Below are 25,674 nucleotides of genomic sequence, written 5' to 3' on the forward strand. Positions count from 1 at the left end.
GCCTGACCGCGTGCCCGCGACGCCGTCCGTGATCAGCAGCGACCCCCTCGACCTCGACCCCGCGCCCGGCCACGAGGACGCGTTCGCCGCGCTGTTCCCGCCCGACGCCACGCTCGACCTGCTCGCGACCGGCGGCACCTGGTTCGAGGGGCCGGCCTGGACCGGGCCCGAGGAGATCGTCTGGAGCGACGTCGTCGGGAACCGGCTGCTCGTGTGGACGCCCGAGCACGGCGCCGGCATCCTCCTCGAGCCCTCGCACCACCAGAACGGGCACACCCTCGACGCGCAGGGTCGGTTGCTGGCCGCCTCCCACGGCGAGCGAGCCGTCGTCCGCCGCGAGGCCGACGGCGCCTGGATGACGCTCACCAACAGCCACGACGGCCGCCGCTACAACTCCCCCAACGACCTCGTCACCGCACCCGACGGCGCGGTGTGGTTCACCGACCCGCGCTACGGCATCGACAAGCCCGAGGAGGGCTACGGCGGTACGGTCGAGATGGACGGCTGCTACGTCTACCGCCTCGGCACCGACGGCGTCACGACCGTCGTCAGCGGCCCGCACCCCGGCCCGAACGGCCTGGCCTTCTCCCCTGACGCCTCGGTGCTCTACCTCGCCGACTCCGAGGTGGGCCACGTCCTCGCCCTCCCCGTGCTCGACGGCGGCACCCGCCTCGGCGAGCCCGTCGTCTTCGCCCACCTCGACCCCGGCCCGCCCGACGGGATCCGCGTCGACACCGAGGGCCGGCTGTGGAGCTCGTGCGCCTCCGGCATCCAGGTCTACGCGCCCGCTGCCCCGGGCGAGCCGGGCGTGCGGCTGGGCTCGGTCCGGGTGCCGCTGCGCGTGGCCAACCTCGCCTTCGGCGGCCCGGAGCGGGACACGCTCGCGGTCACCGCGACGTCGAACCTGTACCGGGTGCGGACCCGGGCGCGCGGCGCCGCGGCCTGACCTGCTGTGGCCCGCCGACGCGGGTCCGAGTACCCTGTGCCCGTGACCTCGTTCCTCCTGGCCGGCCCGTCGGTGGTGCTGGCGCGCGTCGAGGTACCCGTACGAGTATCCGTACCCCTCGCCTGAGCGTTCGGGCCGTCGGCCACGCTCGCGACCGCAGGACACCCCTGCCCCCGATCCCCCACGCGGGCGACCATGCCCGCCGACCCGGAGAGACCAGGACATGACCAGCACCGATTCGCACCAGCCGGACGCCGCGCCCACCCGCCGCGCACAGGTCCCGGACAAGGTGAGCCTCGAGGGCCTCGAGCAGCGCTGGGGCCAGCGCTGGAGCGAGCAGGGCACCTACGCCTTCGACCGCACCCGCCCGCGCGAGGACGTCTTCTCGATCGACACCCCGCCGCCGACCGTCAGCGGCTCGCTGCACATCGGGCACGTGTTCTCCTACACCCACACCGACGTCGTCGCGCGCTTCCAGCGGATGCGCGGCCGCGAGGTGTTCTACCCGATGGGCTGGGACGACAACGGCCTGCCGACCGAGCGCCGCGTGCAGAACTACTACGGCGTGCGCTGCGACCCGTCGCTGCCATACGTCGAGAACTTCGAGCCGCCCTTCACCGGCGGCGTCACCGAGACCGGCAAGGCGATCAAGCCCGCCGACCAGGTGCCGATCTCGCGCCGCAACTTCATCGAGCTGTGCGAGCGCCTGACGGCGGAGGACGAGCAGCAGTTCGAGGCCCTGTGGCGCCACCTCGGGCTGTCGGTCGACTGGTCGCAGACCTACCAGACGATCGGCCCGCGCGCGCAGAAGGTCGCGCAGGTCGCGTTCCTGCGCAACCTCGCCCGCGGCGAGGCCTACCAGGCCGACGCGCCCGGGCTGTGGGACGTCACGTTCCAGACGGCGGTCGCGCAGGCCGAGCTGGAGGCCCGCGACTACCCCGGGCACTTCCACGAGCTCGCGTTCCACAAGCCCGACGGCGGCCACGTGGTCATCGAGACCACCCGCCCCGAGCTGCTGCCCGCCTGCGTCGCGCTGATCGCGCACCCCGACGACGAGCGCTACCAGCCGCTCTTCGGCACCACGGTGACCACGCCGGTCTTCGGCGTCGAGGTCCCGGTGCTCGCGCACCCCGACGCCGAGATGGACAAGGGCTCCGGCATCGCGATGTGCTGCACCTTCGGCGACCTCACCGACGTCACCTGGTGGCGCGAGCTCGACCTGCCGACCCGCTCCGTCGTCGGCCGCGACGGCCGTCTGCTGCCCGAGACGCCCGACTGGATCACGAGCGAGACCGGGCGCACCGCCTACGCCGAGCTCGCCGGCAAGACGACGTTCTCGGCGCGCGCCGCCGTCGTCGACGCGCTGCGCGCCAGCGGCGACCTGCTCGCCGACCCCAAGCCCACCCAGCGCAAGGCGAACTTCTACGAGAAGGGCGACAAGCCGCTCGAGATCGTCACCAGCCGGCAGTGGTACATCCGCAACGGTGGTCGCGAGGCCCCGGGCCGCAACCTGCGCGGGGAGCTGCTCGGCCGCGGCGAGGAGCTGCAGTTCCACCCGGACTTCATGCGGGTCCGCTACGCGAACTGGGTCAACGGTCTCAACGGTGACTGGCTGATCAGCCGGCAGCGCTTCTTCGGCGTGCCGATCCCGCTCTGGTACCGGCTCGACGCCGACGGCGAGCCCGACTACGACGACCCGATCCAGCCCACCGAGGACGAGCTGCCGATCGACCCCAGCTCGCAGGCGCCCGCGGGCTACACCGAGGACCAGCGCGGCGTGCCGGGCGGGTTCATCGGTGACGCCGACATCATGGACACCTGGGCCACCAGCTCGCTGACGCCGCAGATCGTCTCGGGCTGGCTGGACGACGAGGACCTGTTCTCGCGGCTGTTCCCGTTCGACGTGCGCCCGCAGGGCCAGGACATCATCCGGACCTGGCTGTTCTCGACCGTGCTGCGCAGCCACCTCGAGCACGGCTCGCTGCCGTGGGCGCACGCCGCGATCTCGGGCTGGATCCTCGACCCCGATCGCAAGAAGATGAGCAAGTCCAAGGGGAACGTCATCACCCCGATGGACCTGCTCGAGCAGCACAGCTCCGACGCGGTCCGGTACTGGGCGGCCTCGGCGCGGCTCGGCACCGACGCGGCCTTCGACCCGCAGCAGCCGACCCAGATGAAGATCGGTCGCCGGCTCGCGATCAAGGTCCTCAACGCGAGCAAGTTCGCGCTGTCCTTCGGGGGCGACGAGCCGGTCTCGCTCGACCCGGCCGCGGTCGCGGAGCCGATCGACAAGGCGGTGCTCGCCGCGCTCGCCGACGTCGTCGACGAGGCCACCGAGGCGCTCGAGGGCTACGACCACACGCGTGCGCTCGAGGTGACGGAGACGTTCTTCTGGACCCTCTGCGACGACTACCTCGAGCTGGTCAAGGACCGCGCCTACGGCCGCGACGGCTCGGGCATCGCCCCGGCCGCCGTCGCCTCGGCGCGCGCGACGCTGGGCATCGCGCTCGACGTCGTGCTGCGGCTGCTCGCTCCCGTGCTGCCGTTCGCGACCGAGGAGGTCTGGTCGTGGTGGCGCGAGGGCTCGATCCACCGCGCCCCGTGGCCGACCTCGGCGCCGCTGCGCGAGGCCGCCGGTGACGGCGACCCCGCGCTGCTGAGCGCGGCGGGCGCCGCCCTCGCGGCGCTGCGCAAGGTCAAGAGCGAGGCGAAGGTGAGCCAGAAGACCCGCTTCGCCGACGCCGTCGTGCACGCCCCCGAGGCCGACGTGGCGCTGCTGCCGGCGGTGCTGGACGACCTGCGCGCCGTGGGCGGCGTCGACGGCGAGCTCACGTTCGTCGCCGGTGCCGAGCACCGCGCCGAGGGCGAGCTGGTGCTGGAGTCCTGAGACGACCCTGAGGTCACCTGGGACGACGCCGTGACGGCGCCGGGGCTCAGCCCTGGCGCCGCGCGGTGCTCGCCCGGTAGTGGGCGAGCAGCACGGAGCCGTTGCGGTAGGCGAACCACGCCGCGAGCAGGCCCAGGAGCAGCGCCAGCCAGCTCCCCCGCGTCGCGGACGTGAAGTTCACCGCCATCACGACCAGCGAGAGCACGAACCAGAACAGGGTCGAGCCCACCGAGCCCGTCGAGCTGGTCCGCTGCTGCTGCATGCACGTGCTCCTCGTCGTCCTCGCGGCCGGTCGGCCGCCAGTCCAGCCTACGGTCCCGAGTTGACCGCGGGCGCCGCGGCCGTGTTGGCTGCCGAGGTGTGACGGCGCACACCTCCTGGTTCACCCACGACCGCTTCGGCATGTTCGTCCACTGGGGTCTGTACGCGCTCCCCGCGCGGCACGAGTGGGTGAAGAGCCTCGAGCTGACGCCCGAGGCGGACTACGACCGCTACCTCGCGCGGTTCGAGGCCGACCTCTTCGACCCGGCCGGCTGGGCCCGCGCCGCCCGGGAGGCGGGCATGCGCTACGTGGTGCTGACGACCAAGCACCACGACGGGTTCTGCCTGTGGGACTCCGACCTCACCGACTACACGAGCGTGCACACCCCGTTCGGGCGCGACGCCGTCGCCGAGTTCGTCGAGGCGGTCCGCGCCGAGGGCCTGCGCGTGGGCTTCTACCACTCGCTGCTCGACTGGCACCACCCCGACTACGTCGTCGACGGCCACCACCCGCGGCGCGGCGACGACGTCGAGGCGCTCAACGCCGGTCGCGACATGGCGCGCTACCGCGCCTACCTGCACGGCCAGGTGCGCGAGCTGCTCACCCGGTACGGCCGCATCGACTACCTGTTCTTCGACTTCACGTTCCCCGAGGAGCGCAACGGCCTGCCGGGCAAGGGCCCGGAGGACTGGGGCGCCGAGGAGCTGCTGGCCACGGTGCGCGAGCTGCAGCCCGGCATCGTCGTCAACGACCGCCTCGGCCTGCCGGGCGACGTGGCCACGCCCGAGCAGCACCAGCCCAGCGGGCAGGTGCTCGTCGACGGCGAGCCGGTGGTGTGGGAGGCGTGCCAGACGATCAACGGCTCCTGGGGCTACCACCGCGACAACCACGACCACAAGGCGCCCGAGCTGCTGGTGCGGATGCTGGTCGACGGCGTCTCCAAGGGCGGCAACCTGCTGCTCAACGTCGGCCCCACCGGCCGCGGCGACCTCGACCCGGTGGCGCGCCGCACGCTCGCCGAGATCGGCGCGTGGACCGCGGTGCACGAGCGGTCCTTCCGCGGCGCCGGACCGGCACCGTTCGCTCCCCCGCCCGACGCCCGCTACACGCTGCGCGGCGACCGGCTCTACCTGCACCTGTTCGCGTGGCCGATGAACCACGTGCACCTGCCGGGGCTGCGCGGCCGCATCGCCTACGCCCAGCTGCTGCACGACGCCTCGGAGGTCCGCGTCAGCGAGCCCGAGCCGCACGACCCGCACGGCCACATGACCCCCGACGTCCCGCTCGACAGCGCCACCCTCCACCTGCCCGCCCGCAGGCCGGACGTCGCCGTCCCTGTGGTCGAGATCGTCCTCGAGGAGGCGCCGTGACGCCGACGACGATCCGCACCTGGAGCACCGACCTCACCGACCCGGGCGAGCGGGGCGAGGCCTACGGGCGGGCCTGGCGCGACCAGGTACGCACGACGCTCGCCGAGTACGACACCCTGTTCGCCGGCCGCGGAGTCGACCCCGCGACCGTCCGCGCGATCGCCGAGGAGTCGCGCGCCGTCGTGGACCGGCACGCGCCCGAGCTGCTCGCCGAGATCGACGGCGTGGCCCGTGGCGCGGGCCGGCAGCCGTGGCAGGCGATGGCGATCAACGCCCGCACGGAGATCCTCGCGCGCGCGGCGGCTGTCGAGGAGTGCTCGACGGCCGTGGTGCTGCCGGCCGACGGCGGCACCCCGCGCACGATCCAGACGTGGGACTGGTACGCGCAGATGGCGCACGAGACCGTCGTGCGCTCGCTCCCCACCGCCGACGGCGCCCGTGTGGTCGCCTTCGGCGAGCACGGGCAGGTCGCCAAGATCGGCGTGAGCTCGCGCGGCGTCGGCGTGCACCTCAACATCCTCCAGCACACGACCGACGGCTCCCAGGTCGGGGTCCCCGTGCACGTCGTCGCACGCATGATCCTCGACCGCGCCGGGACGCTCGCCGACGCGCTCGCGGTGGTCGACGGCGTCCCGCTCGGCGCCTCGACCGTCCTCACCGTGGTGACCGCCGAGCCGGCCGCGGCGTGCGTCGAGCTCAGCCCCGCCGGCTGGGCGGCGCTGCGCGCGACCCCCGGTGAGCCGCTGCTGCACACCAACCACTTCCTCGACCCCGGCCTCGCGGCCGGCGAGGCGGCCGCGAACCCCTACAGCACCACGCGCGAGCGGCTGGCGTTCCTGGGCGCCCGCGCGGACGCCTTCGCGGCCGTGGACCCGCTCGCACGGGTCGCGGCGCTGGCGTCGGACGAGCCGGGCTCGGTCTGCGTCGACCCCGACCCGCGGCGCGCGCCCGACGACCGCCCGCAGACCAAGGCGACGCTCACGATCGACGTCGGGCGCCCCGCGCTGGGTCTCGCCGCGTCGCACCCCCGCGACATCACCCCGCAGGAGTGGCTCACCGTCCCCGCGTGACATCCGTCAGCCAGGACCGGTGACGGCATCCCGTGGACCGGTGAGCCCCCGCACTACCGACGGCGCCGTGTCGCGCCGAGGCTGGAGGCACCCCACCCGGAAGGTGCCCCATGCTCGATCTGCTCGCCTCCGTGCAGGTGACCGCCTCGGTGCCCCCGGTGCTGCGCTGGCTGGGCGGGGTGCTCGCCACCGCGTGGACGGCCGTGGAGACGCAGGGCGGCGCCGTGCTCGGTGCCGCCGCCGGGTCCCACCCGGTCGTCACCGCGCCGGCGGCGCTCGGCGTCGGTGTCGTGGTCGCCCTCGTGGTGCGACGCTCGCCACCCGGCTGCTAGTCCCGGCGCTCGCTCACCCACTGCCCGACCAGCCCGCGGACGTGCGCCACGAACCGGTCGTGCTCGTGCTCGGGGTAGGTCGCGCGGACGGTCTCCACGAGGAGTGCGTCGAAGTCCGGCGAGGCCACCCAGTCGAGCACGCGCGCGTCGAGGTCGCCGAGGTGCTCGGCGCACCACGTCCAGTAGCGCTCGGTCTCGAAGTACTCGTCCGCGAGCCTCCGGTAGCGCTCCATCTTCTCCTCGTAGGTGAGCGAGGCGGCGTCGGCGACCTCGAGGTAGCGCTCCACGCCTCGCTCCAGACCGACCCGGCGTCCGGTGGCGAGGCAGTACACGGTCCACCGCACGAGCGCGGTCATCGCCCAGGGGAAGTAGTAGTGCAGCGACGTCAGCGCCACGTCCGGGCAGGCGTTGGCGTAGTCGATCGGGTACACCTCGTCGCCCGCGACCAGCATCTCGGCGGAGTTGAACTCCCAGCCGAAGAACGCGTTGACGAGGCGACTCACCGTGACCGCCTCGGCGCCCGCACCCGGTGACAGGAAGCCGTGGCTCACCTGGTAGCGCTCGTGCATCGGCAGCTCGGGCCGGAAGTCCATGACCATCGTCTCGGGACCGATCGACAGCGCCCGCGCGAACGCCTCGTGCTCGACGGTCGCCTGCAGGTGCATGAGCATCCCACCCGACGCGTCGTACGCGGCGTGCAGCTCCTCGGGGTTCTCGATCCGGGACACGCCCCGCCAGGCACCGCCGTCGAACGGCTTCATGTAGAGCGGGTAGCCCAGGTCGGCCGCGATCTCGTCGAGGTCGAAGGGGTCGTTGTACGTGGCCGAGGTGTACGCCCAGCGCGCGTTGTCGACGGGGTTCTTGTAGGGCACCAGCACGGTCCGCGGCACCTTGAGACCCAGCCGGAGCATCGCGCAGTAGGCGCTGTGCTTCTCCATCGCCTGGAACGTGAACGGCGAGTTGAGCAGGTAGGTGCCGTCGACCAGCGCGGCCTTCTTCAGCCACTCGCGCGGGTGGTAGTACCAGTGCGCGAGCCGGTCGATCACCAGCCCGGGGCGCACAGGGTCCATGAGGTCGAACGGCGAGATCCGCAGCCGCTCGGTCGCGAACGTGTGCCGCACGCCGTCGGCCGTCGTCACCCCGCCGACCCGGCGCAGGATCTCCTCGAAGGCCCGCGGCCAGTCCTCCTCGGTGCCGAGCAGCAGCCCGACGAGGTGTCGCGACTCCGCCATGAGCCCTCCCGTCCTCGACGGGAACGCTACCGCGCCGGCGGACCGATCACCCCGTCGCCGACCACCCTGCGGCGGCGAGGTCGGAGGTGACGCCGCGGCGCGTGGACTGGGTGCGGACCGCGCCGAGCGCCGCGGACATGCGCCACCGGGTCCACCAGGCCGCCTGCGTGACGCGCAGCAGCGAGGAGGACAGCTCGTTCGCCGTGCCGAGGACGCCGCCGCCCGCATCGTCGAGGCGACGCTCGCCCTGCTCGGCGAGGCGCCGATGGCGCGAACCGCCTAGGGCGCGTCGCTCACGCAGCCGCCACGAGCAGGTCGCGCAGACCGGGGTGCAGCGCGTCGCGCCACGCCCTCATCGTGTGGAGACCGCCGGTCTCGATGTGTGTCGTCGCGACACCGACCTCCGCCAGCCGCCGCGCGAGCAGCCGGTTGTTCGCAGCGTTCTCCTCGTGCGCGCCGCAGGTGACCACGGTCGGCGGCAGGTCGGCCGCACGGTCGTCCTCCCCCACCTCCGCGACCAGTCCGGTGACGGCGTCCCACGCCGGGAACCCGCGCTCCTGCGGGTCGGTCGCGGGCGTGAAGAACGCCCCCGACTGCAGCAGCATCGCGCCGAAGGTGCCCGGGTGGCGCCACTCGGCGTGCAGCACCGCGAGCGCGCCGAGGCTCGCGCCGAGGCCGACCACCGCCGTCGTCGGGGCGTGCTCGTTCGCCCGCGGCAGCACCGCGGCGACCAGCGCCTGCGCGTACTCGTCGCACGCGCCGTACAACCGGTCGCGCGGGTCCGCCGTGAGCGCCAGCACCCGGGTCGGCGGCGCCTCGCCGTCGGCCGCGAGCACGCTCAGGTAGCGCACCAGCGCCGCGTGCTCGAGGTAGTCCGGCCCGTCGTGCACCACCAGCAGCGGCGCGGCCGCGGCGCCGTCGAGCCCGGCGGGCGACCACAGCCGCGCGGTCACGCCCGCGACGTCGAGCGGCAACGGTGCGACCGCGCCGTCCGGCACCTCGCGACCGCACCACGCGGGCGGTGCGTAGCCGTGTCGCTCCAGCACCCCGCCCGGGACGACGGCGGGTGCCGGTTGCCCGGCCGTCGTCACCTCGAACGCGTACTCGACCCGGTCGACGGGCGGCAGCGCGGCGCAGACCGACCAGACGCCGTCGGACCAGGAGAGGTCGGGCCGGGGGTCGAGGGTGCCGAGACCGGCGAGCAGCCGCACCCGCTGGTGGCGGTGCGCGGGGTCGGGCAGCCGCAGCAGCACGCGCCCGTCCGGGAGGACCTCCGGGTCGTCGGCGTGCGCGCTCACCCCGCGAGGGTAGCCGCGGCGCGTTCCAGCACGATCTCGACGAGCTCGGGGGGTGCGGGGGCGTCGGGCACGAGCAAGGGGTCGCTGACGACGTCGGCGCCTGCCTGCCGGGTCAGGTCGAGGAAGTACCCGGGCGCGAGGAGGTAGGTGGCGACGACGACGCGACGCCCGCTCGCGCGCGCGTCCGCGACGGCACGTGGCAGCGCCGGCGTCGCGGCGGACAGGTAGCCGACGACGACGTCGCGGCCCAGCGTCTCGGCGAGCATGGCGCCGGCGCGGCCGCAATCGACGACGGCGCGCGCGTCGGAGGACCCGGCCGCGGCGAGCACCACCGCGTCGTCGTCGCGCAGGCCAGCCTCGTGCAGCCGCCGCACGAGCACCGCGACGAGCCGCGGGTCCGGGCCGAGCGCCCCGGTGAGCCGCGCCGTCGGGAAAGCGTCCGTCGCCTCGGTGAGGTCGACGTGCACGTGGTAGCCCGCGGACAGCAGCAGCGGCACCACGACCGGCGTCGCCCCGTCGGCCACCAGCCGGTCCAGCGCCGTCGGGACGTCGGGCTGCTCGACGTCGACGAACGCCGCCGCGACGGGCGTCGAGGCGGCCTCGGCGACCGCGGACACCAGCCCGGCGACGGCCCGCCGGCCCCCGGGGTCGGAGGTGCCGTGGGACGACAGCAGCAGCGTCGTCATGCGACCGCCAGCCGGTAGCCGCGCTTGACGACCGTGCGCACGAGCTCGCGCCCCACCGACTCCCGCACGCGTGCGACCGCGACCTCGGCCGCGTGCGGGTCCTGCGAGTCGCCCGGCAGCACCGCGAGGACCTGGGCGCGCGTGACGACGCCGCCCGCCGCCGAGGCCAGCAGCCGCAGCACCTCCACACCGCTCGGCGACAGCGGCAGCACCTCGCCGTCGAGCAGCGCCACCCGCGACCGCACGCACAGCCGCCCGCGCACCGTGTCGACCGCGAGGTGCTCGGCGTGCGTGAAGTGCTCGACCAGCGCCCGCACGAGCGCACCGAGCCGCCCGCGCTCCGGCTGCAGCGGCGTGACACCGAGCCGGACCAGCGGCCGCGCCGTCACCGGCCCGACGGCCGCGGCGACGGTGCCGTCGTCGAACCGCTCGCGCAGCGCCGGCAGCACGCCCACCTCGTCGGCGGCGGACAGCCACGCCTCCGCGCCGGGGGCGGAGGTGAAGACGACGGCGTCGAACTCCCCCGCCGCGGCCGCGACCACCGAGCGCCGCAGCGCCTCGGGGTCCGGCGGCGGGCCCCAGCGGTACACGACGAGCGGCACCACCTGCGCCCCGGCGGCGGTCAGCAGGCCGTCGAGACCGTCGGAGCCGGCGCCGTGGTGCTGCACCGCCACCCGCAGCCCCTCGACGCCCTCCCCGAGCAGCAGCTCCCCGACCTCGGCGGCCGTCTCCGACTCGGCGACCCAGTCCGGCGTCAGGCCCGCGGCCTGGATCGCGCCGCGGGCCTTCGGGCCGCGAGCGACGATGCGCGCCTGCGCCAGCGTCGCGTGCAACGCGTCCCCGAGGCCGTGCGAGTCGGCCGCCTCCACCCAGGAGCGGAACCCGATGCCGGTCGTCACGACCAGCACGTCCACGCCGTGCTCGACCAGGTCGGCGGTCGCCGCCAGCAGCGCGGCGTCGTCGACCGCGTTCGTGATCGACAGCGCGGGCGCGTGGTGCACGACCGCGCCCCGGCGCGCCAGCGCGGTGCCCAGCTCGGCGGCGCGGCGGTCGGCGGTGACCAGCACCGAGCAGCCCGCCATCACCTGCTGCAGGCCCTGCTCGCGGCGCGTCACGCTCACGCGTCCGCCAGCAGGCCCGGGTCGGCGACGGCGCCGACGACGACGACCGCCGGGGCGCGCACCCGCGCCACCGCGGCCTGCGCCACGATCTCCGCCAGCGGCGCCCGCGTGACGCGCTGCTCCGGCGTCGAGCCGCGCTCGACGATCGCCACCGGGGTGTCGGCGGGCGCCCCCGCCGCGAGCGCCTGCTCGACGATCAGGCCGAGGTTGGACACCCCCATGAGCACGACGACGGTCGCGGAGCCGTCGCGCACGCACGCCTGCGCGGCCGGGTCCAGGCCCTCGTGGCCGCTCGTGACGTGGAACGCCGCGACGACGCCCCGCTGCGTGAGCGGGATGCCCGCCAGCTCGGGCACCGCGATCGCGCTGCTGATGCCCGGCACGACCGTCACCGGTACGCCCGCGGCCCGGCAGGCCTGCACCTCCTCGCCACCCCGGCCGAACACGAACGGGTCGCCGCCCTTGAGCCGCACCACCGCCTGCCCGCGACGCGCCCGCTCGACGAGGATCGCGTTGATCTCGTGCTGCGGCACCGGGTGGTGACCGGGGGTCTTGCCGACGTCGATCACCTCGACGCCGGGCCGCACGTGCCGCAGCACGCTGCGCGGGCCCAGCCGGTCGGTGACGACGACGTCGGCCTCGGCGAGCGCCCGCCGGCCCTGCACGGTGATGAGCTCGGGCGAGCCCGGGCCACCACCGATCAGGGTGACGCGGCCGGCCGCGGCCGGGTCGCCCCGCAGGTCCAGCCGCCCCTCGTCGAGGAGGTCCGCGATGCCCGAGCCGACGGCGGCGGCCCGGCGCGGGTCGTCGGCGAGCACGCCGATCCGCACGCCCGCGACGTCGGTGGTCTCCGCGAGCGCGGCCGTGCCGTCGGGGTCGAGGCACCAGACGCACCGCTGCTCCGCCCAGGCGCGGACGCGCGCCCGCTCGGACGGGCCGTCGTCGGCCGACGCCACCAGCCAGACGTCGTCGAGGTCGCTCGCGAGAGCGTCCCGCTCGACGAGGTCGACGGCGGCCTCGGCGGCGAGGTCGCGCAGGTCCTCGCAGACGAGCGCGGCGACCACCCGGACGCGTGCGCCGGTCGCGCGCAGCCGCGCGGCCACGTCGGCCGCGCGCGGCCCGCCGCCGGTGACGAGCACCTGGCGGCCGGCCAGCCGCAGCCCGAGGACCTCCACGTCAGCCCTCCCCGGTGGTCGGCTCGAGCCAGACGTCGCCGTCGACGACCCGGGCGCGCCACACGGGCAGGTCCGGGTCGGCGCCACCGACCGGCTCGTAGCCGAGCGTGTCGAGGCACCGGCCGGTGTCGAGCGAGAACACCTGCTTGTACATGGGCGAGGCCACCGTCGGCTCGCCCTGGCGGGTGCCGACGATCCCCCGCGACATGACGTTCGCACCGCTGAACGGGTCTCGCTGCCCGACCGCCCGCACGGTGTCGTCGAGGAGCCGGAACACCGCCACCTGCACGCCGTCGACCAGCGCCGCCGCGCCCCGCTCCGGCAGCAGGTCGGCGAGCGCGCACACCCGCACGCCCGTCGCCGTCGGTGCTGCGGTCACGAGCGCACCGCCAGCGTCGGGCCCGCGATGAGGGTCGCACCCGCGCTCCGCTCCGCGTCGGTCGCGGGTCGCCGCTGCCCGCGCTCGGCCACGTAGGCGAGATCGGGGTCGGCGACGTCCGGCGCGTTCACGAACGAGCCGAACCGACGCAGCTTGTCGGGATCGGTGAGCACGGCCTTCCATTCGTCGGTGTAGCTGTCGACGTGGGCCTGCATCGCGGCGTCCAGGTCCGCGCAGATGCCCAGGGTGTCGTCCATGATGACCGCGCGGACGCCGTCGAGACCGCCCTCGACCTCTTCCATCCACCTGGCGGAACGCTGCAGCCAGTCGGCGGTGCGGATGTAGTACATGAGGAAGCGGTCGATCGTGCGGACCAGGGTCTCGTCGTCGAGGTCCTCGGCGAGCAGCTGCGCGTGCCGCGGCGCGAACCCGCCGTTGCCGCCCACGTAGACGTTCCACCCCTTCTCGGTCGCGATGACGCCGACGTCCTTGCTGCGCGCCTCGGCGCACTCGCGCGCACACCCTGAGACCCCCAGCTTGATCTTGTGGGGCGAGCGCAGGCCCCGGTAGCGCAGCTCCAGCCGCACGGCCATGCCGACCGAGTCCTGCACGCCGTAGCGGCACCAGGTGGACCCGACGCACGACTTCACGGTGCGCAGCGACTTGCCGTAGGCGTGCCCCGACTCGAAGCCCGCCTCGACGAGCCGCGCCCAGATCTGCGGCAGCTGCTCGATGCGAGCGCCGAACATGTCGATGCGCTGGCCACCGGTGATCTTCGTGTACAGCCCGAACTCCTGCGCGACCTGCCCGATGACCACGAGCCCCTCGGGCGTGATCTCGCCGCCGGGGATGCGGGGCACCACCGAGTAGGTGCCGTCCTTCTGGATGTTGGCCAGCACGTGGTCGTTGGTGTCCTGCAGCGTGGCCTGCTCGCCGTCGAGGATGTGGCCGTTGCCGAGGGAGGCCAGGATCGAGGCGATCACCGGCTTGCAGATGTCGCACCCGCGCGCCGGCCCGCTCTCGCCCGCCGGCACGGTCCCGAACCGCTCGATGATCTCGCTGAACGTGTGCAGGTCGGCGACCCGGACGGCGTCGAACAGCTGGGCGCGGGAGAGCGCGATGTGCTCGCACAGCGCCGTCGAGACGGCGATCCCGGCCCGCTCCAGCTCGGTGCCGACGATCGTCTTGACCAGCGGGAGGCAGGACCCGCAGCTGGTGCCGGCGCGGGTGCAGGCCTTCACGCCGGCGAGGTCGGTGCAGCCCTGCTCGGTCACGGCCGCGCGCACCGTTCCCGCGGAGACGTTGTTGCACGAGCAGACCGCGGCGTCGTCGGGCAGCTCGACCGACGGCGCTCCCCCACCGCCCTCGGGCAGCAGGAACGCCCCGGGCTCCGCCGGCAGCGCCGTCCCGACGAGCGGGCGCAGCGTCGCGTAGGCGGAGGCGTCGCCGACGAGCACCCCGCCCAGCAGGGTGCGGGCGTCGTCGGAGAGCACGAGCTTCTTGTAGACGCCGCCGACCGGGTCGGCCCAGACGACCTCCATCGCGCCCTCGGACGCGGCGAACGCGTCACCGAAGCTCGCGACGTCGACGCCATGGAACTTCAGCTTGGTCGCGGTGTCGGCGCCGGGGAACGTCGCGTCGCCGCCGAGCAGCCGGTCGACGACGACCTCGGCCATCGCGTAGCCGGGCGCGACCAGCCCGAGGCAGCGTCCCTCGATGCAGGCGACCTCGCCGACCGCCCACACGTGCGGCGCCGACGTGCGGCACGCGAGGTCGACGACGGCCCCGCCACGGTCGGCGACCTCCAGCCCGGCCGCGCGCGCGAGCTCGTCGCGCGGGCGGACACCGGTCGCGAGGACCACGACGTCGGCGTCGAGACGGCCGCCGTCGGCGAAGTCCAGGCGCCCGACGGCTCTGGTGCGCCGCGAGGGCCGGATCTGCGTGGTCGCGGTGCTGGTCCGGACCGCGATCCCCTGCGCGTTCATCAGCCGCGTGAGCGCCTGCGCGCCACCGAGGTCGATCTGGGCGTCCATGAGGTGCGTACCGAACTGCACCACCGTCGCCTGCGCACCCAGCGCCGTCAGGGCGCCGGCGGCCTCGAGGCCGAGCAGGCCGCCACCGATGACGGCACCCCGCAGCGGGCGGGCGCGCGGCCCCCGCCCCTGGTCCTCCCGCAGCCCCTCGACCCACCCGCGCAGCGCGGCGACGTCGTCGATCGTGCGGTAGACGAAGACGCCCGGCAGGTCGGTGCCCGGGATCGGCGGCACGGCCGCGCGCGACCCGGTGGCGAGCACCAGCTCGTCGTAGCGGTGCACGGTGCCGAGCCGGTCGGTCACCTCGCGCCGCTGCGGGTCGATCGCGGTGACGGCGCGGTCCCGGTGCAGCGTGACCAGCTCGTCCTCCCACAGCGCCGGGTCGCCGAGCGTGAGCTCGCTGACGTCACGGGCGCCGAAGTAGGAGGTGAGCGCGACGCGGTCGTAGGGGGCGAGCGGCTCCTCGGCGAGCACGGTGACGCGCCACGTGCCGGCCTCGTCGCGGGCACGCAGCGCCTCGACGAGTCGTTGCGCGACCATGCCGCCTCCGACGACGACGAGGTGACGCGGGTGCTGCGCGGTCATCGGGCCTCCCGGGAGGGTCGCGTGCTCGGTGACGACGACGCTAACCAGGGCGCGTTTCACGGCCGTTCGACGGCCGTTGCCCAGCCGTAACACCGGTCTCACGCCGGCCGGGCGCGGACCGTGAGATCCCGCAGGACCTAGGAGCGCGTGGAGCCCGCGATGTCCTCGTGGTGCCGGATCACCTCGGCGACGATGAACGCGAGGAACTTCTCGGCGAAGACGGGGTCGAGACCGGCCTCCTCGGCGAGCGCGCGCAGCCGCGCGATCTGGACCGCCTCGCGCGCCGGGTCCGACGGCGGCAGCCCCAGCTCGGCCTTGAGCCGGCCCACCTGCTGGGTGCACTTGAACCGCTCGGCCAGCAGGTGCACGAGGGCGGCGTCGATGTTGTCGATGCTGCCGCGGAGCCGGACGAGCTCGGGCGGCACGCCGCCGGGTGCGTCGGCGTCAGGCACTCTTCTCCCGCGGCGTCCGCTTGGCGCGCGTGGTCTCACGCGGCACGAGGGTCGGGTTGACGTTCTCGAGCACGACCTCGCGGGTGATGACCACGCGGGCGACGTCGTCGCGCGAGGGGACGTCGAACATCACCGACTGCAGGACCTCCTCGAGGATCGCCCGCAGCGCCCGCGCGCCGGTGCCGCGCAGGATCGCCTGGTCGGCGACGGCCGCGACGGCGTCGTCGGTGAACTCCAGCTCGACGCCGTCGAGCTCGAACATCTTCTGGTACTGCTTGATGAGCGCGTTCTTCGGCTCGGTGAGGATCCGGCCCAGCGCCTCGGCGTCGAGCGGGGCCACGGTGGTGACGACCGGCAGACGGCCGATGAACTCGGGGATCAGCCCGAACTTCAGCAGGTCCTCGGGCATCACGTCGGCGATCGCGTCGGTGTCCTCGGCCGAGCGCAGCGGCGCCCCGAACCCGATGCCGGCGCGGCCGGCGCGACCCGCGATGATCTCCTCCAGGCCCGCGAACGCGCCCGCCACGATGAACAGCACCTTGGTGGTGTCGATCGTGATGAACTCCTGGTGCGGGTGCTTGCGCCCACCCTGCGGCGGCACCGACGCGGTCGTGCCCTCGAGGATCTTCAGCAGCGCCTGCTGCACGCCCTCGCCGGACACGTCGCGCGTGATCGACGGGTTCTCGCTCTTGCGGGCGATCTTGTCGATCTCGTCGATGTAGATGATGCCGGTCTCGGCCTTCTTGACGTCGAAGTCCGCCGCCTGCAGCAGCTTGAGCAGGATGTTCTCGACGTCCTCGCCGACGTAGCCGGCCTCGGTGAGCGCGGTGGCGTCCGCGATCGCGAACGGCACGTTGAGCATCTTCGCCAACGTCTGCGCGAAGTAGGTCTTGCCGCAGCCGGTGGGGCCGATGAGGAGGATGTTCGACTTGGCGAGCTCGACGTCGTCGCCCTCGCCGCCGCCGAAGGCGGTGCCGCCCTGCTCGCTGGCCTGGACGCGCTTGTAGTGGTTGTAGACCGCGACCGCGAGCGAGCGCTTGGCGCTCTCCTGGCCGACGATGTAGGAGTCGAGGAACTCGAAGATCTCACGCGGCTTGGGGAGCTCGACGAGCCCCAGCTCGCTCGCCTCGGCGAGCTCCTCCTCGATGATCTCGTTGCAGAGCTCGATGCACTCGTCGCAGATGTAGACGCCGGGGCCGGCGATCAGCTTCTTGACCTGCTTCTGGCTCTTGCCGCAGAACGAGCACTTGAGCAGGTCGGCACCTTCTCCTACGCGCGCCATCGGTACCTCCTGCTCGTCTGGGTTCTTGCTGGGTGCGCGGCGGCCGGCCGACCCGGGCGCACAGCACCATTGCACACTATGTCGCCCCGGTGACGCACGTGCGAATACCGGCCGCGTGTCGGCAGCACGGTGCTCGCACGGAGGTCCCCGGACACGCGCGCGGGGCCCCGCCCGGCCTGCTGCGGCCGGTGCGGAGCCCCGTGCGTGGTCAGTGGTCTCAGCCCGCGGTGACGGCGGGCGCCTTGCGGCTCTCGAGCACCTGGTCGACCAGGCCGTACTCCTTGGCCGCCTCCGCCGAGAGGATCTTGTCCCGCTCGATGTCGTTGCGGACCTCTTCGACGTCCTTGCCCGAGTGCTGCGCCAGTGTGTTCTCCAGCCACTCGCGCATACGGATCATCTCGTTGGCGTGGATCTCGATGTCCGACGCCTGCGCGTAGCCGCCCTCCATCGCGGGCTGGTGGATCAGCACGCGCGCGTTCGGCAGCGCCAGGCGCTTGCCGGGCGAGCCGGCGGCGAGCAGGACCGCCGCGGCCGAGGCCGCCTGCCCGAGGCAGACGGTCTGGATCTGCGGCTTGATGTACTGCATCGTGTCGTAGATCGCCGTCATCGCGGTGAACGAGCCACCGGGGCTGTTGATGTACAGCGTGATGAGGCCGTCAGGGTCCTGGCTCTCCAGCACGAGGAGCTGGGCCATGATGTCGTCCGCGGAGGCGTCGTCCACCTGCACGCCGAGGAAGATGATGCGGTCCTCGAACAGCTTGGTGTAGGGGTCCTGGCGCTTGAAGCCGTAGGCGGTGCGCTCCTCGAACTGCGGGAGGATGTAGCGCGCCGAGGGCGTCTGCGGTGCGCGACCGCCGGCGAGGCCGAGGGTGGGGTCGTAGTTCATGTCTGCTGTCTCCCTGTCCTGACCGGCCGGCTCAGTCCGACGTCCCGCCGCCGCCGCGCACGGAGCTGGCGTGCGTGACGACGTGGTCGATGAACCCGTACTCGAGCGCCTCGTCGGCGGTGAACCAGCGGTCGCGGTCCGCGTCGCGGAGGATCTCGTCGACGGTCTTGCCGGTCTGCTCGGCGGTGATCTCCGCCAGCACCCGCTTCATGTGCAGGATCAGCTCGGCGTTGATCTTGATGTCGGTGGTCGTGCCGCCGATGCCGCCCGAGGGCTGGTGCATCATCACCCGCGTGTGCGGGGTGGCGTAGCGCTTGCCCTTGGCGCCCGAGGAGAGCAGGAACTGGCCCATCGAGGCGGCCATGCCCATGCCGACGGTCGCGACGTCGGGCTGCACGTACTGCATGGTGTCGTAGATCGCCATGCCGGCGGTCACCGAGCCACCGGGCGAGTTGATGTACAGCCAGATGTCCTTCTCGCTGTCCTCGGCGGCGAGCAGGAGCATCTGCGCGCAGATCTGGTTCGCGTTGTCGTCGCGCACCTCGGAGCCCAGCCAGATGATGCGCTCCTGGAGGAGCCGGTTGTAGATGCTGTCGCCGAGCGTCAGACCCTTGGTGTCGGGGCCCGCCGCCTGCGGGAGGTCGATCATGTGCTGACTCACGTGTGCCGCCGTTTCTGCTCGGTTCGAGGTGGTCTTCGCTCGCCGCGGTCCCCGCCGGGGAGCCGCCTTGCATGGGAGGCTAACGCCGCCCTCCGGCGGGTCATGCCCGCGCCCGGCGGGGTTTCGCTGCCAGCGCACACGGGGCGCCGGCAGCGAGACTCCCTCAGGACTGCTGGGTGTCGCCGTCCTCGGCCTCGGCCGCCTCGTCCGCCTCGGGCTCGTCGGCCTCGACCTCGACGGTCTCGGTCGTGGTCGCCGCGGCGTCCTCGTCCTCGTCACCGATGAACTCGGTGAGGTCGACGGCGTTGCCCGCCTCGTCGACGACGGTGACGTCGCGCAGCGCGACCGCGAGCGACTTGTTGCGCGCGAGCTCGGCCATGTAGAGCGGCATCTGGTTGTTCGCCGCCGCGCTCTGGATGAACTCGTTCGGGTCCATCCGGTACTGCTGGGCGGTCCGCAGCATGAACTCGACCATCTCGCCCTGCTCGACCTGCACCTTGACCTTCTCGGCCAGCGCGTCGAGCAGCAGCTGACGGCGGAGCGCGTCGGTGGCCTGCTCGCGCACCTCCTCGCGGTGCTCGTCGTCGTCGAGGCGGCCCTCGCCCTCGAGGTGGCGGTGGATCTCGTCCTCGATGACGCCCTGCGGCAGCGGGAACTCGGTGTTCTCGAGCAGGTGCTCGAGCAGCCGGTCACGCGCCTGCACGGCCTGGTTGTTGACCTTGGCGTCGGCGACCTGCGTGCGCAGGTTCTCGCGGAGCTCGTCGATCGTGTCGACCTCGGACGCCATCTGGGCGAAGTCGTCGTCGACCTCGGGGAGCTCCTGCTCCTTGACCGAGACGACGGTGACGGTGACCTGGGCCTCCTCGCCGGCGTGCTCGCCACCGGCGAGCGGGGCGGAGAACGTCGCGGTCTCGCCGGCCGACAGGCCGATGACGGCCTCGTCGATGCCGGGCAGCAGGTTGCCGGAGCCGACCTGGTAGGAGACGCCGCTCGCGGTGTCGATCTCCTCGTCGCCGATCGCGGCGCGCAGGTCGATGCTGAGGAAGTCGCCGTCGGCGACCGGGCGGTCGACGCCGACGAGGCTGGCGTAGCGCTGACGCAGCGTCGTGAGGCTCTCCTCGACGTCCTCGTCGGTCACCTCGACCGAGTCGACGGTCAGGGTGACGCCGGACAGGTCGGGCAGCTCGATCTCGGGACGCACGTCGAGCTCGGCGGTGAAGACGAGGTCGTCGCCGTCGTCCTCGCCGGTGAGGCCGGGGATCGTGGTGACGTCGATCTTCGGCTGGCCGATCGGCTTGATGTCGGCCTCGGTGACGGCGCGGCGGTACAGCTCCGGCATCGCCTCGTTGATCGCCTGCTCCAGCACCACGGGCTTGCCGACCCGCTGGTCGATGATCCGCGGCGGCACCTTGCCCTTGCGGAAGCCCGGGATCGTGACCTGCTGCGCGATCTCCTTGTAGGCCTTGTCGACGTTGGGCTGCAGCTCGACCATCGGGACCTCGACGGTCAGCTTGACCCGGGTCTCGTCGACGGTCTCGACGGCGCTCTTCACGGCATGCACTCCTGAACGTGGTACTCGGGGGTCTCCGCCCGGGCGCTCGCACATGGATGGCACCGGCTCGGAGGTGGTCTGTAGCCCGGCGCAGGAGGTCGATCAGGCGCCGACGGGCCGTCCAATCCTACGGCACCGCCGTCCCCGCCACGGACGCGGGGGCAGGGGCCGCCGACGGCCCCTCCCAGCATGCGCCGGTCCCACCGCGACCCGGGCGCCGTGCGGTCGCCGTCGGGACGGCAGGAACTGCTGGTCGCCGCGTCCACGGTCGCCGCAGAGAGGGCCACGCGTCGGGATGGAGGAGCCACCGGGCCGACGCTCCGGCGGCGGGATGACAGGAACCGCCGGTCGCGCCGCTCCTTCGTCGCAGCGCGATCGGCTCCCAGCATCTGTCCATCCCGTCACGGCCGGGCTGCCGCCCGGCCGATGTCGGGATGACAGGATTTGAACCTGCGACCTTCCGCTCCCAAAGCGGACGCGCTACCAACCTGCGCCACATCCCGTGCTGCGCGAACGGCGGCTCGCGCACGAAACGACCCGCCGGCGGCATGTACCCTCGTGGGGCACGACCAGCGGGTGTAGCTCAATGGTAGAGCCTCTGCCTTCCAAGCAGATGGTGCGGGTTCGATTCCCGTCACCCGCTCCGCACGACGAGGCCGCCCGACGCAGTCGAGGCGGCCTCCGTCATGAGGCCCGCGCCGGCCACGGCCACGGTGAGGCGCCACCCCACGCGGCCCTGCCGTCGCCCCTCTGGCCACCCCATGGGTCGAGTTCGTGCGTGGCCGCCAAGTTCGTGCCGCGCCCGGCACGAACTCGGGGCGCAGGCACGAACTCGGCGCCGATCGGAGGCATGGGCCGGCAGCCGCTGACGACCACCAGCGAACTCGTAGCGCCGCGCCCAGCTCGTAGCGTGCACCGTACGAGTTGGGCACGCAGGTACGAGTTCGCGGCAGCGTCCACGCCGCTGCGGCCCGCACCCAGCCCGAGCCGCGTCCGCCCGCGCCCCGGCGTCGGCGTCGCCGGGTGCCCCCTGCTGCAGCCTGTCCGCGTCCGGGTCCGTGCCGAGGTCGTGCTCCCGGGCGGAGTTCGTGCCGTGCCCGGCACGAACTCGGCACGGGGGCACGAACTCGGCGTGGGTGTGCGGAGAACGCTGGGGCGAGGCCCGCGCCCACGCCCGCGCCTACGCCTACGCCTACGCCCCTACCCGCACCGGCCCCACCCGGGCAACGACGAAGGCCGCCCCGCGGTGCGGGACGGCCTGTCGTGGACGCGTCGGTACGCCGACGCGGGGGTCTCAGTCCTCCGGGACGTAGAGACCGCGCTCGACCGCCTTGGCCAGGCGGCGGGGCACGCGGACCTCACGGCCGCCGACGCGGACGGGCACGAGGTCGGTGACCTGCGCCTTCCACTGCGAGCGGCGGGCGCGGGTGTTGCTGCGCGAGAGCTTGCGCTTGGGGACGGCCATCGATGTCTCCTAGGTCTGGTGATGAGAGCCGGGCCGTCAGGCCTGCGACTCGCCCTTGGCTGCGTAGCGGCGGCGGAACTTCTCCACGCGACCCGCGGTGTCGAGGATCTTCTGCTTGCCCGTGTAGAACGGGTGCGAGGCCGAGGAGATGTCGACGTCGACCACCGGGTAGGTGTTGCCGTCCTCCCACTCGACGGTCTGCGTCGAGGTCAGCGTGGACCGCGTCAGGATCGCGAAGTCCGCGGAGATGTCGCGGAACACGACCGGCGCGTACTCCGGGTGGATGTCCTTCTTCATGGCTGTCGCTTCCTTGGTTCGTGACGGGGGCGGCACACATCGACACCGTTCCCGAGGGGCGGCGCGCGGACCAGGGACTGAGGGCGCGCCAGGGTGCAGCCCGGGAGCCGCAACCGGACGATCATACCCGTAATCGGTGGCCGCTCGCACATCCGCGAGAGCGACCCACGACACACTACGGTGACCCCGCCCCACGGGCCGCGCTCACCGACCCAGCACCGACACAGGAGACCGGCGATGCTCGACGACCACCCCTGGGTGGGGCTGCTGCTCGGCGCCCTGGCGATGACGCCCTTCGTCGTGCAGGTCGCCCTGGTCATGCGCACGCAGCTGCGCGAGCGTGCCTGGACCCGCACCACCGGGGTCGTCCTGCACACGCACGCCTCGACGGCGTCCGACGGCGTGACCCGCTCCTACCGCGCCTCCTACTCCTACACCGCCGGCGGCCGGGTGCGCAGCGGGTCCGGGCCGATCACCTTCCACGCCACGAACGGCACCGAGATCCCGGTCGTCGTCGACCCGCACGACCCCGCGCGCAGCCAGCCGCGACGACGCCTGGGCGCCCCGCACTGGCTCGCGGGCGCCGTCGGGCTCCTGGCGTTCACGGTCGGGGTCGCGATCGTCGTGCTCACCGTCCAGACGCTCGCGGGCACCGCCTGAGCTCCCGCCCACTACTTGTGATGCTTGGGCTATCACAAGTAGCATAGTTGTGTGCTGATCGCCATCGACCCCGCGTCGCCGCGGCCGCTCTTCGAGCAGGTCGCCGCGGCGGTGCGGCTCGCCGTCGTGCGGGGCGAGGCGTCGCCGGGCGAGCGGCTGCCCGCCGCGCGCGACCTCGCCGAGGCGCTCGACCTCAACGTCAACACGGTGCTGCACGCCTACCGCGACCTGCGCGACGAGGGCCTGCTCGACCTGCACCGCGGCCGCGGCGCCACGGTAAGCCCCTCGGCCGCCCGCGACTACGCCCGGCTGCGCGAGCTGGTCGCCGCCACCCGCGCCGAGGCCGAGCGCCTCGGCATCCAGCCCGCCACCCTCGCCGCCCTGCTCACCGAGGAGACCACGTGACCCTCCGCACCCGCGCCGTCCTGCTCGGCGCCGTCCTCCCCGCCGTCGTCCTGGGGGCGGCGGTGTCGCTGGTGCTCTCCTGGCGCCCGCGGTTGCCCGACCCGCTGGCGCTGCACTGGGGTGTCGACGGCGTCGACCGGGTCGGCTCGTTCGGCGACCACCTGCTGCCGCTGGCGGTCATGAGCGCCGCGATCTGCCTCCCGGCCGTCGTGCTGGCGGTCGTCGTGCGCGGCGCCGCACGCCGCGGCATGGTCGGCCTCTCGGCCGGCATGGCCACGATGATGGCGGGCCTGGTCGTCGGCATCACCGCCGTCCAGCTCGACGCCACCGACGCCACCGCCGTCGGCACCCCCGGCGCCCCGATCGCACTGGCGGTGCTGGCCTCGGTCGTCGTCGGCGGGCTGGCGACGTGGCTGGCCGGGGCCGATGCCCCCGCCCCGGCGACCGACGCCGTCCCTGCCGACGCGCCCCGGCTGTCGCTGCCCGAGGGCGGCGAGGCCGTGTGGACGGCGCCGCTCCCCTCGATCCCCGTCGCGGTGCCGATCGCGGTGATCGCGCTGCTGCTGGGTGTCACGGTGCCCGTGGGGCTGCTCACCGGCGACTGGTGGACGCTGGTGTTCCCGGTCCTCATCGGCGCGCTGCTGCTCGTCATGTCCGGCTGGCGCGTCCAGGTCGACGCCGGCGGGCTCACGCTGCGCGGCGGGCTCGGCTGGCCGCGCTACCACGTGCCCGCCGCCGAGGTCGTGCGCGCCGACGTCACCGAGGTGAGGCCGATGCACGACTTCGGGGGCTGGGGCGTGCGCGTGTCGTTCACGGGCGCGCTCGGCTTCGTCACCCGCGCGGGCGAGGGCCTGGAGGTCGAGCGCACCGCGGGCCGCCGCGTGGTCGTCACGGTCGACCGTGCAACCCAGGCGGCGGCCCTGCTCAACACGGTCGCCGACCGCGCCCGGCAGCCCACCCCCGACGACGCCTCCTGAGCCCGTCGAGGACCCCGTCCGCCGCCCGTCTGCGGGCTGAGACGGCCCCCGACGGCGAGCGGGCACCGACCCGCTCGTGCGACCCTTGCCCCGTATCGGTCCCAGCAGCAGAAGGAACCCCATGGCCCGCATCTACGACGACGCGACCCAGCTCATCGGCAACACGCCCCTCGTGCGCCTCAACAAGGTGACCGACGGCGCCGAGGCGACCGTGCTCGCCAAGCTCGAGTTCTACAACCCGGCCAACAGCGTCAAGGACCGCATCGGCGTCGCGATCATCGACGCCGCCGAGGCCTCCGGCGAGCTGAAGCCGGGCGGCACCATCGTCGAGGCCACCTCGGGCAACACCGGCATCGCGCTCGCGTTCGTCGGCGCGGCGCGCGGCTACGACGTCGTGCTCACGATGCCGGAGACGATGTCGAACGAGCGCAAGATGCTGCTGCGCGCCTTCGGCGCCGAACTCGTGCTCACCCCGGGCTCGGAGGGTATGAAGGGCGCCGTCAACCGCGCCAACGAGATCGCCGCCGAGCGGCCCGGCGCGGTGCTGGCCCGCCAGTTCGCCAACGAGGCCAACCCGGAGATCCACCGCAAGACCACCGCCGAGGAGATCTGGAACGACACCGACGGCGGTGTCGACATCGTCGTGGCCGGCATCGGCACCGGCGGCACGATCACCGGCGTCGGCCAGGTGCTCAAGTCGCGCAAGCCCGAGGTCAAGATCATCGCGGTCGAGCCCGAGGAGTCCCCGATCCTCAACGGCGGCCAGCCCGGCCCGCACAAGATCCAGGGCATCGGCGCGAACTTCGTGCCGGAGATCCTCGACACCTCCGTCTACGACGAGGTCATCGACGTCAACGCCGAGACCGCGGTGAAGACCGCGCGCCGCACCGCGGCCGAGGAGGGTCTGCTGGTCGGCATCTCCTCCGGCGCCGCGATCCACGCTGCGGTGCAGGTGGCGAAGCGTCCGGAGAACGCCGGCAAGACGATCGTCGTCATCGTGCCGAGCTTCGGCGAGCGCTACCTGTCGACGATCCTGTTCGCCGACCTCGCCGAGGCCTGAGCCGCACAGCATGAGCGCGACCCACCACCTCCCCCTGCTCTGGCTGGTCCGGGAGGATCTCGAGACGGCCCGACGGCGTGACCCCGCCGCGCGGACGCTGCTGGAGGTCGCGCTGCTCTACCCCGGTGTGCACGCCCTGTGGGCGCACCGGCTGGCGCACCGGCTCTGGGTCACCTCGCCGCTGCTGCGGCTCCCGGCGCGCGTCATCTCGCAGGTCGTCCGGCTGGTCACCGGGGTGGAGATCCACCCCGGTGCCCAGCTCGGGCGGCGCTTCTTCATCGACCACGGCATGGGCGTCGTCATCGGTGAGACCGCCGTCGTGGGCGACGACGTGCTGATGTTCCACACCTCGACGCTCGGCGGCCGCTCGATGAGCAAGGGCAAGCGCCACCCGACGATCGGCGACCGGGTGGTCATCGGCGCCGGCGCGAAGGTGCTCGGCCCGATCACGGTCGGCGACGACGTGCAGATCGGTGCCAACGCCGTCGTCGTCAAGGACGTCCCCGACGGCCTCGTGGTCGTGGGGGTGCCGGGCAAGCCGAAGAAGGTGGCGGCCGCCGCGCGCGACGACCTCACCGACCCGGCGATCTACATCTGAGGC

The 25,674-nt window shown here is 73.5% G+C and carries 25 protein-coding genes and 2 tRNA genes; 11 read left to right on the forward strand and 16 right to left on the reverse strand.

Translation table 11 applies throughout. The features are described 5' to 3' along the window. The first annotated feature begins 10 nt into the window (after positions 1-10). Together GPA02_RS11545 and valS are read left to right on the forward strand one after the other, a co-directional pair. On the forward strand, positions 11-946 hold the full coding sequence (locus tag GPA02_RS11545; protein ID WP_204986594.1) for an SMP-30/gluconolactonase/LRE family protein: 936 nt from the start codon (positions 11-13) through the stop codon (positions 944-946). 223 nt (positions 947-1,169) lie between these two features. After that, entirely contained in the window at positions 1,170-3,833 is a 2,664-nt protein-coding gene (gene valS / locus GPA02_RS11550; RefSeq protein WP_156200169.1) for a valine--tRNA ligase, read from the forward strand. A gap of 46 nt (positions 3,834-3,879) precedes the next feature. Here the strand turns inward: valS and GPA02_RS11555 are convergent, their stop codons facing one another. Beyond that, a complete protein-coding gene (locus tag GPA02_RS11555) occupies positions 3,880-4,095 on the reverse strand; it encodes a hypothetical protein (protein WP_156200171.1) in 216 nt (71 codons plus the stop codon). A gap of 98 nt (positions 4,096-4,193) precedes the next feature. Here GPA02_RS11555 and GPA02_RS11560 point away from each other — a divergent pair, with 98 nt between their 5' ends. The 3 genes from GPA02_RS11560 to GPA02_RS11570 all read left to right on the forward strand — a co-directional run bounded on the left by GPA02_RS11560 (position 4,194) and on the right by GPA02_RS11570 (position 6,867). Beyond that, positions 4,194-5,465: an alpha-L-fucosidase gene (locus tag GPA02_RS11560; protein WP_275689721.1), complete on the forward strand. Its 1,272-nt coding sequence runs from the start codon at positions 4,194-4,196 to the stop codon at positions 5,463-5,465. Further along, a complete protein-coding gene (locus GPA02_RS11565; RefSeq protein ID WP_156200173.1) occupies positions 5,462-6,535 on the forward strand; it encodes a C45 family autoproteolytic acyltransferase/hydrolase in 1,074 nt (357 codons plus the stop codon). Before GPA02_RS11560 ends, GPA02_RS11565 begins: the two co-directional genes overlap by 4 nt. 110 nt (positions 6,536-6,645) lie before the next feature. After that, positions 6,646-6,867 carry a hypothetical protein gene (locus GPA02_RS11570; protein WP_156200175.1) on the forward strand — a complete coding sequence of 74 codons (222 nt, stop codon included), beginning with the start codon at positions 6,646-6,648 and terminating at the stop codon, positions 6,865-6,867. Here GPA02_RS11570 and GPA02_RS11575 read toward each other — a convergent pair. The 13 genes from GPA02_RS11575 to GPA02_RS11635 form a co-directional block, all read right to left on the reverse strand. After that, positions 6,864-8,099, reverse strand: a complete 1,236-nt coding sequence (locus GPA02_RS11575; protein ID WP_156200176.1) for an ATP-grasp domain-containing protein — start codon at positions 8,097-8,099, stop codon at positions 6,864-6,866. The two genes, GPA02_RS11570 and GPA02_RS11575, sit on opposite strands and share 4 nt — an antisense overlap. A 293-nt stretch (positions 8,100-8,392) precedes the next feature. After that, entirely contained in the window at positions 8,393-9,397 is a 1,005-nt protein-coding gene (locus GPA02_RS11580) for an alpha/beta hydrolase (RefSeq protein WP_156200178.1), read from the reverse strand. Then, entirely contained in the window at positions 9,394-10,083 is a 690-nt protein-coding gene (locus GPA02_RS11585; protein WP_156200180.1) for a sirohydrochlorin chelatase, read from the reverse strand. Before GPA02_RS11585 ends, GPA02_RS11580 begins: the two co-directional genes overlap by 4 nt. Next, positions 10,080-11,165 (reverse strand): uroporphyrinogen-III synthase, encoded by a 1,086-nt coding sequence (locus GPA02_RS11590; protein ID WP_156200312.1) that lies wholly within the window; start codon positions 11,163-11,165, stop codon positions 10,080-10,082. Before GPA02_RS11590 ends, GPA02_RS11585 begins: the two co-directional genes overlap by 4 nt. A gap of 35 nt (positions 11,166-11,200) precedes the next feature. Further along, complete coding sequence (cobA, locus tag GPA02_RS11595) at positions 11,201-12,379, reverse strand: uroporphyrinogen-III C-methyltransferase (RefSeq protein ID WP_156200182.1); 1,179 nt, start codon at positions 12,377-12,379, stop codon at positions 11,201-11,203. Position 12,380: 1 nt separating this feature from the next. Further along, positions 12,381-12,758 carry a nitrite reductase small subunit NirD gene (gene nirD / locus GPA02_RS11600; RefSeq protein WP_156200183.1) on the reverse strand — a complete coding sequence of 126 codons (378 nt, stop codon included), beginning with the start codon at positions 12,756-12,758 and terminating at the stop codon, positions 12,381-12,383. Then, the gene (gene nirB, locus GPA02_RS11605) at positions 12,755-15,376 is read right to left on the reverse strand and encodes a nitrite reductase large subunit NirB (protein WP_156200185.1); all 2,622 of its coding nucleotides are present in this window, start codon (positions 15,374-15,376) and stop codon (positions 12,755-12,757) included. The genes nirD and nirB overlap by 4 nt, the downstream gene beginning before the upstream one ends. Before the next feature lie 137 nt (positions 15,377-15,513). Then, a complete protein-coding gene (locus tag GPA02_RS11610; protein WP_156200187.1) occupies positions 15,514-15,828 on the reverse strand; it encodes a chorismate mutase in 315 nt (104 codons plus the stop codon). Next, entirely contained in the window at positions 15,821-17,110 is a 1,290-nt protein-coding gene (clpX, locus tag GPA02_RS11615) for an ATP-dependent Clp protease ATP-binding subunit ClpX (RefSeq protein ID WP_156200189.1), read from the reverse strand. The genes GPA02_RS11610 and clpX overlap by 8 nt, the downstream gene beginning before the upstream one ends. A 217-nt stretch (positions 17,111-17,327) precedes the next feature. After that, positions 17,328-17,996: an ATP-dependent Clp protease proteolytic subunit gene (locus GPA02_RS11620; RefSeq protein WP_156200191.1), complete on the reverse strand. Its 669-nt coding sequence runs from the start codon at positions 17,994-17,996 to the stop codon at positions 17,328-17,330. A 31-nt stretch (positions 17,997-18,027) separates the two neighbouring features. Beyond that, positions 18,028-18,645, reverse strand: coding sequence for an ATP-dependent Clp protease proteolytic subunit (locus GPA02_RS11625; RefSeq protein WP_156200313.1), 618 nt, complete (start codon positions 18,643-18,645; stop codon positions 18,028-18,030). 175 nt (positions 18,646-18,820) lie between these two features. Then, a complete protein-coding gene (gene tig / locus GPA02_RS11630; protein ID WP_156200193.1) occupies positions 18,821-20,209 on the reverse strand; it encodes a trigger factor in 1,389 nt (462 codons plus the stop codon). A gap of 429 nt (positions 20,210-20,638) precedes the next feature. Continuing rightward, a tRNA-Pro gene (locus GPA02_RS11635) sits at positions 20,639-20,712 on the reverse strand. Positions 20,713-20,781: 69 nt separating this feature from the next. On the opposite strand from GPA02_RS11635, the gene GPA02_RS11640 reads away from it, so the two are divergent. Beyond that, positions 20,782-20,852 (forward strand) — tRNA-Gly (locus GPA02_RS11640). A 651-nt stretch (positions 20,853-21,503) separates the two neighbouring features. Here the strand turns inward: GPA02_RS11640 and rpmF are convergent. Both rpmF and GPA02_RS11650 read right to left on the reverse strand, forming a co-directional pair. Further along, positions 21,504-21,674, reverse strand: a complete 171-nt coding sequence (gene rpmF / locus GPA02_RS11645; protein ID WP_156200195.1) for a 50S ribosomal protein L32 — start codon at positions 21,672-21,674, stop codon at positions 21,504-21,506. A 36-nt stretch (positions 21,675-21,710) separates the two neighbouring features. Next, entirely contained in the window at positions 21,711-21,971 is a 261-nt protein-coding gene (locus GPA02_RS11650) for a type B 50S ribosomal protein L31 (protein ID WP_156200197.1), read from the reverse strand. A 237-nt stretch (positions 21,972-22,208) separates the two neighbouring features. Between GPA02_RS11650 and GPA02_RS11655 the strand changes: the two genes are divergently transcribed. The 5 genes from GPA02_RS11655 (at position 22,209) to cysE (ending at position 25,671) form a co-directional block, all read left to right on the forward strand. Beyond that, positions 22,209-22,631, forward strand: coding sequence for a DUF3592 domain-containing protein (locus GPA02_RS11655; protein WP_156200199.1), 423 nt, complete (start codon positions 22,209-22,211; stop codon positions 22,629-22,631). A 51-nt stretch (positions 22,632-22,682) separates the two neighbouring features. Further along, positions 22,683-23,036: a GntR family transcriptional regulator gene (locus GPA02_RS11660; RefSeq protein WP_156200201.1), complete on the forward strand. Its 354-nt coding sequence runs from the start codon at positions 22,683-22,685 to the stop codon at positions 23,034-23,036. Beyond that, positions 23,033-24,013: a DUF1648 domain-containing protein gene (locus GPA02_RS11665; RefSeq protein ID WP_156200203.1), complete on the forward strand. Its 981-nt coding sequence runs from the start codon at positions 23,033-23,035 to the stop codon at positions 24,011-24,013. The genes GPA02_RS11660 and GPA02_RS11665 overlap by 4 nt, the downstream gene beginning before the upstream one ends. A gap of 121 nt (positions 24,014-24,134) precedes the next feature. Continuing rightward, positions 24,135-25,073 carry a cysteine synthase A gene (cysK, locus tag GPA02_RS11670; RefSeq protein WP_156200205.1) on the forward strand — a complete coding sequence of 313 codons (939 nt, stop codon included), beginning with the start codon at positions 24,135-24,137 and terminating at the stop codon, positions 25,071-25,073. A gap of 10 nt (positions 25,074-25,083) precedes the next feature. Beyond that, a complete protein-coding gene (cysE, locus tag GPA02_RS11675; protein ID WP_156200206.1) occupies positions 25,084-25,671 on the forward strand; it encodes a serine O-acetyltransferase in 588 nt (195 codons plus the stop codon). Positions 25,672-25,674 lie beyond the last annotated feature (3 nt).

It is taken from the genome of Actinotalea caeni (assembly GCF_009733795.1).
In the GTDB taxonomy this organism is placed as follows: Bacteria; Actinomycetota; Actinomycetes; order Actinomycetales; family Beutenbergiaceae; genus Pseudactinotalea; species Pseudactinotalea caeni.

What these genes read in the sequence shown, in the direction of transcription:
- GPA02_RS11575 (WP_156200176.1), bottom strand. Translation starts at nt 8,099, where the DNA reads ATGGCGGAGTCGCGACACCTCGTCGGGCTGCTGCTCGGCACCGAGGAG.
- GPA02_RS11655 (WP_156200199.1), top strand. Translation starts at nt 22,209, where the DNA reads ATGCTCGACGACCACCCCTGGGTGGGGCTGCTGCTCGGCGCCCTGGCG.
- valS (WP_156200169.1), top strand. Translation starts at nt 1,170, where the DNA reads ATGACCAGCACCGATTCGCACCAGCCGGACGCCGCGCCCACCCGCCGC.
- GPA02_RS11585 (WP_156200180.1), bottom strand. Translation starts at nt 10,083, where the DNA reads ATGACGACGCTGCTGCTGTCGTCCCACGGCACCTCCGACCCCGGGGGC.
- rpmF (WP_156200195.1), bottom strand. Translation starts at nt 21,674, where the DNA reads ATGGCCGTCCCCAAGCGCAAGCTCTCGCGCAGCAACACCCGCGCCCGC.
- GPA02_RS11625 (WP_156200313.1), bottom strand. Translation starts at nt 18,645, where the DNA reads ATGATCGACCTCCCGCAGGCGGCGGGCCCCGACACCAAGGGTCTGACG.
- GPA02_RS11650 (WP_156200197.1), bottom strand. Translation starts at nt 21,971, where the DNA reads ATGAAGAAGGACATCCACCCGGAGTACGCGCCGGTCGTGTTCCGCGAC.
- clpX (WP_156200189.1), bottom strand. Translation starts at nt 17,110, where the DNA reads ATGGCGCGCGTAGGAGAAGGTGCCGACCTGCTCAAGTGCTCGTTCTGC.
- nirB (WP_156200185.1), bottom strand. Translation starts at nt 15,376, where the DNA reads ATGACCGCGCAGCACCCGCGTCACCTCGTCGTCGTCGGAGGCGGCATG.
- GPA02_RS11555 (WP_156200171.1), bottom strand. Translation starts at nt 4,095, where the DNA reads ATGCAGCAGCAGCGGACCAGCTCGACGGGCTCGGTGGGCTCGACCCTG.
- GPA02_RS11620 (WP_156200191.1), bottom strand. Translation starts at nt 17,996, where the DNA reads ATGAACTACGACCCCACCCTCGGCCTCGCCGGCGGTCGCGCACCGCAG.
- cysE (WP_156200206.1), top strand. Translation starts at nt 25,084, where the DNA reads ATGAGCGCGACCCACCACCTCCCCCTGCTCTGGCTGGTCCGGGAGGAT.
- cysK (WP_156200205.1), top strand. Translation starts at nt 24,135, where the DNA reads ATGGCCCGCATCTACGACGACGCGACCCAGCTCATCGGCAACACGCCC.
- GPA02_RS11570 (WP_156200175.1), top strand. Translation starts at nt 6,646, where the DNA reads ATGCTCGATCTGCTCGCCTCCGTGCAGGTGACCGCCTCGGTGCCCCCG.
- GPA02_RS11590 (WP_156200312.1), bottom strand. Translation starts at nt 11,165, where the DNA reads ATGGCGGGCTGCTCGGTGCTGGTCACCGCCGACCGCCGCGCCGCCGAG.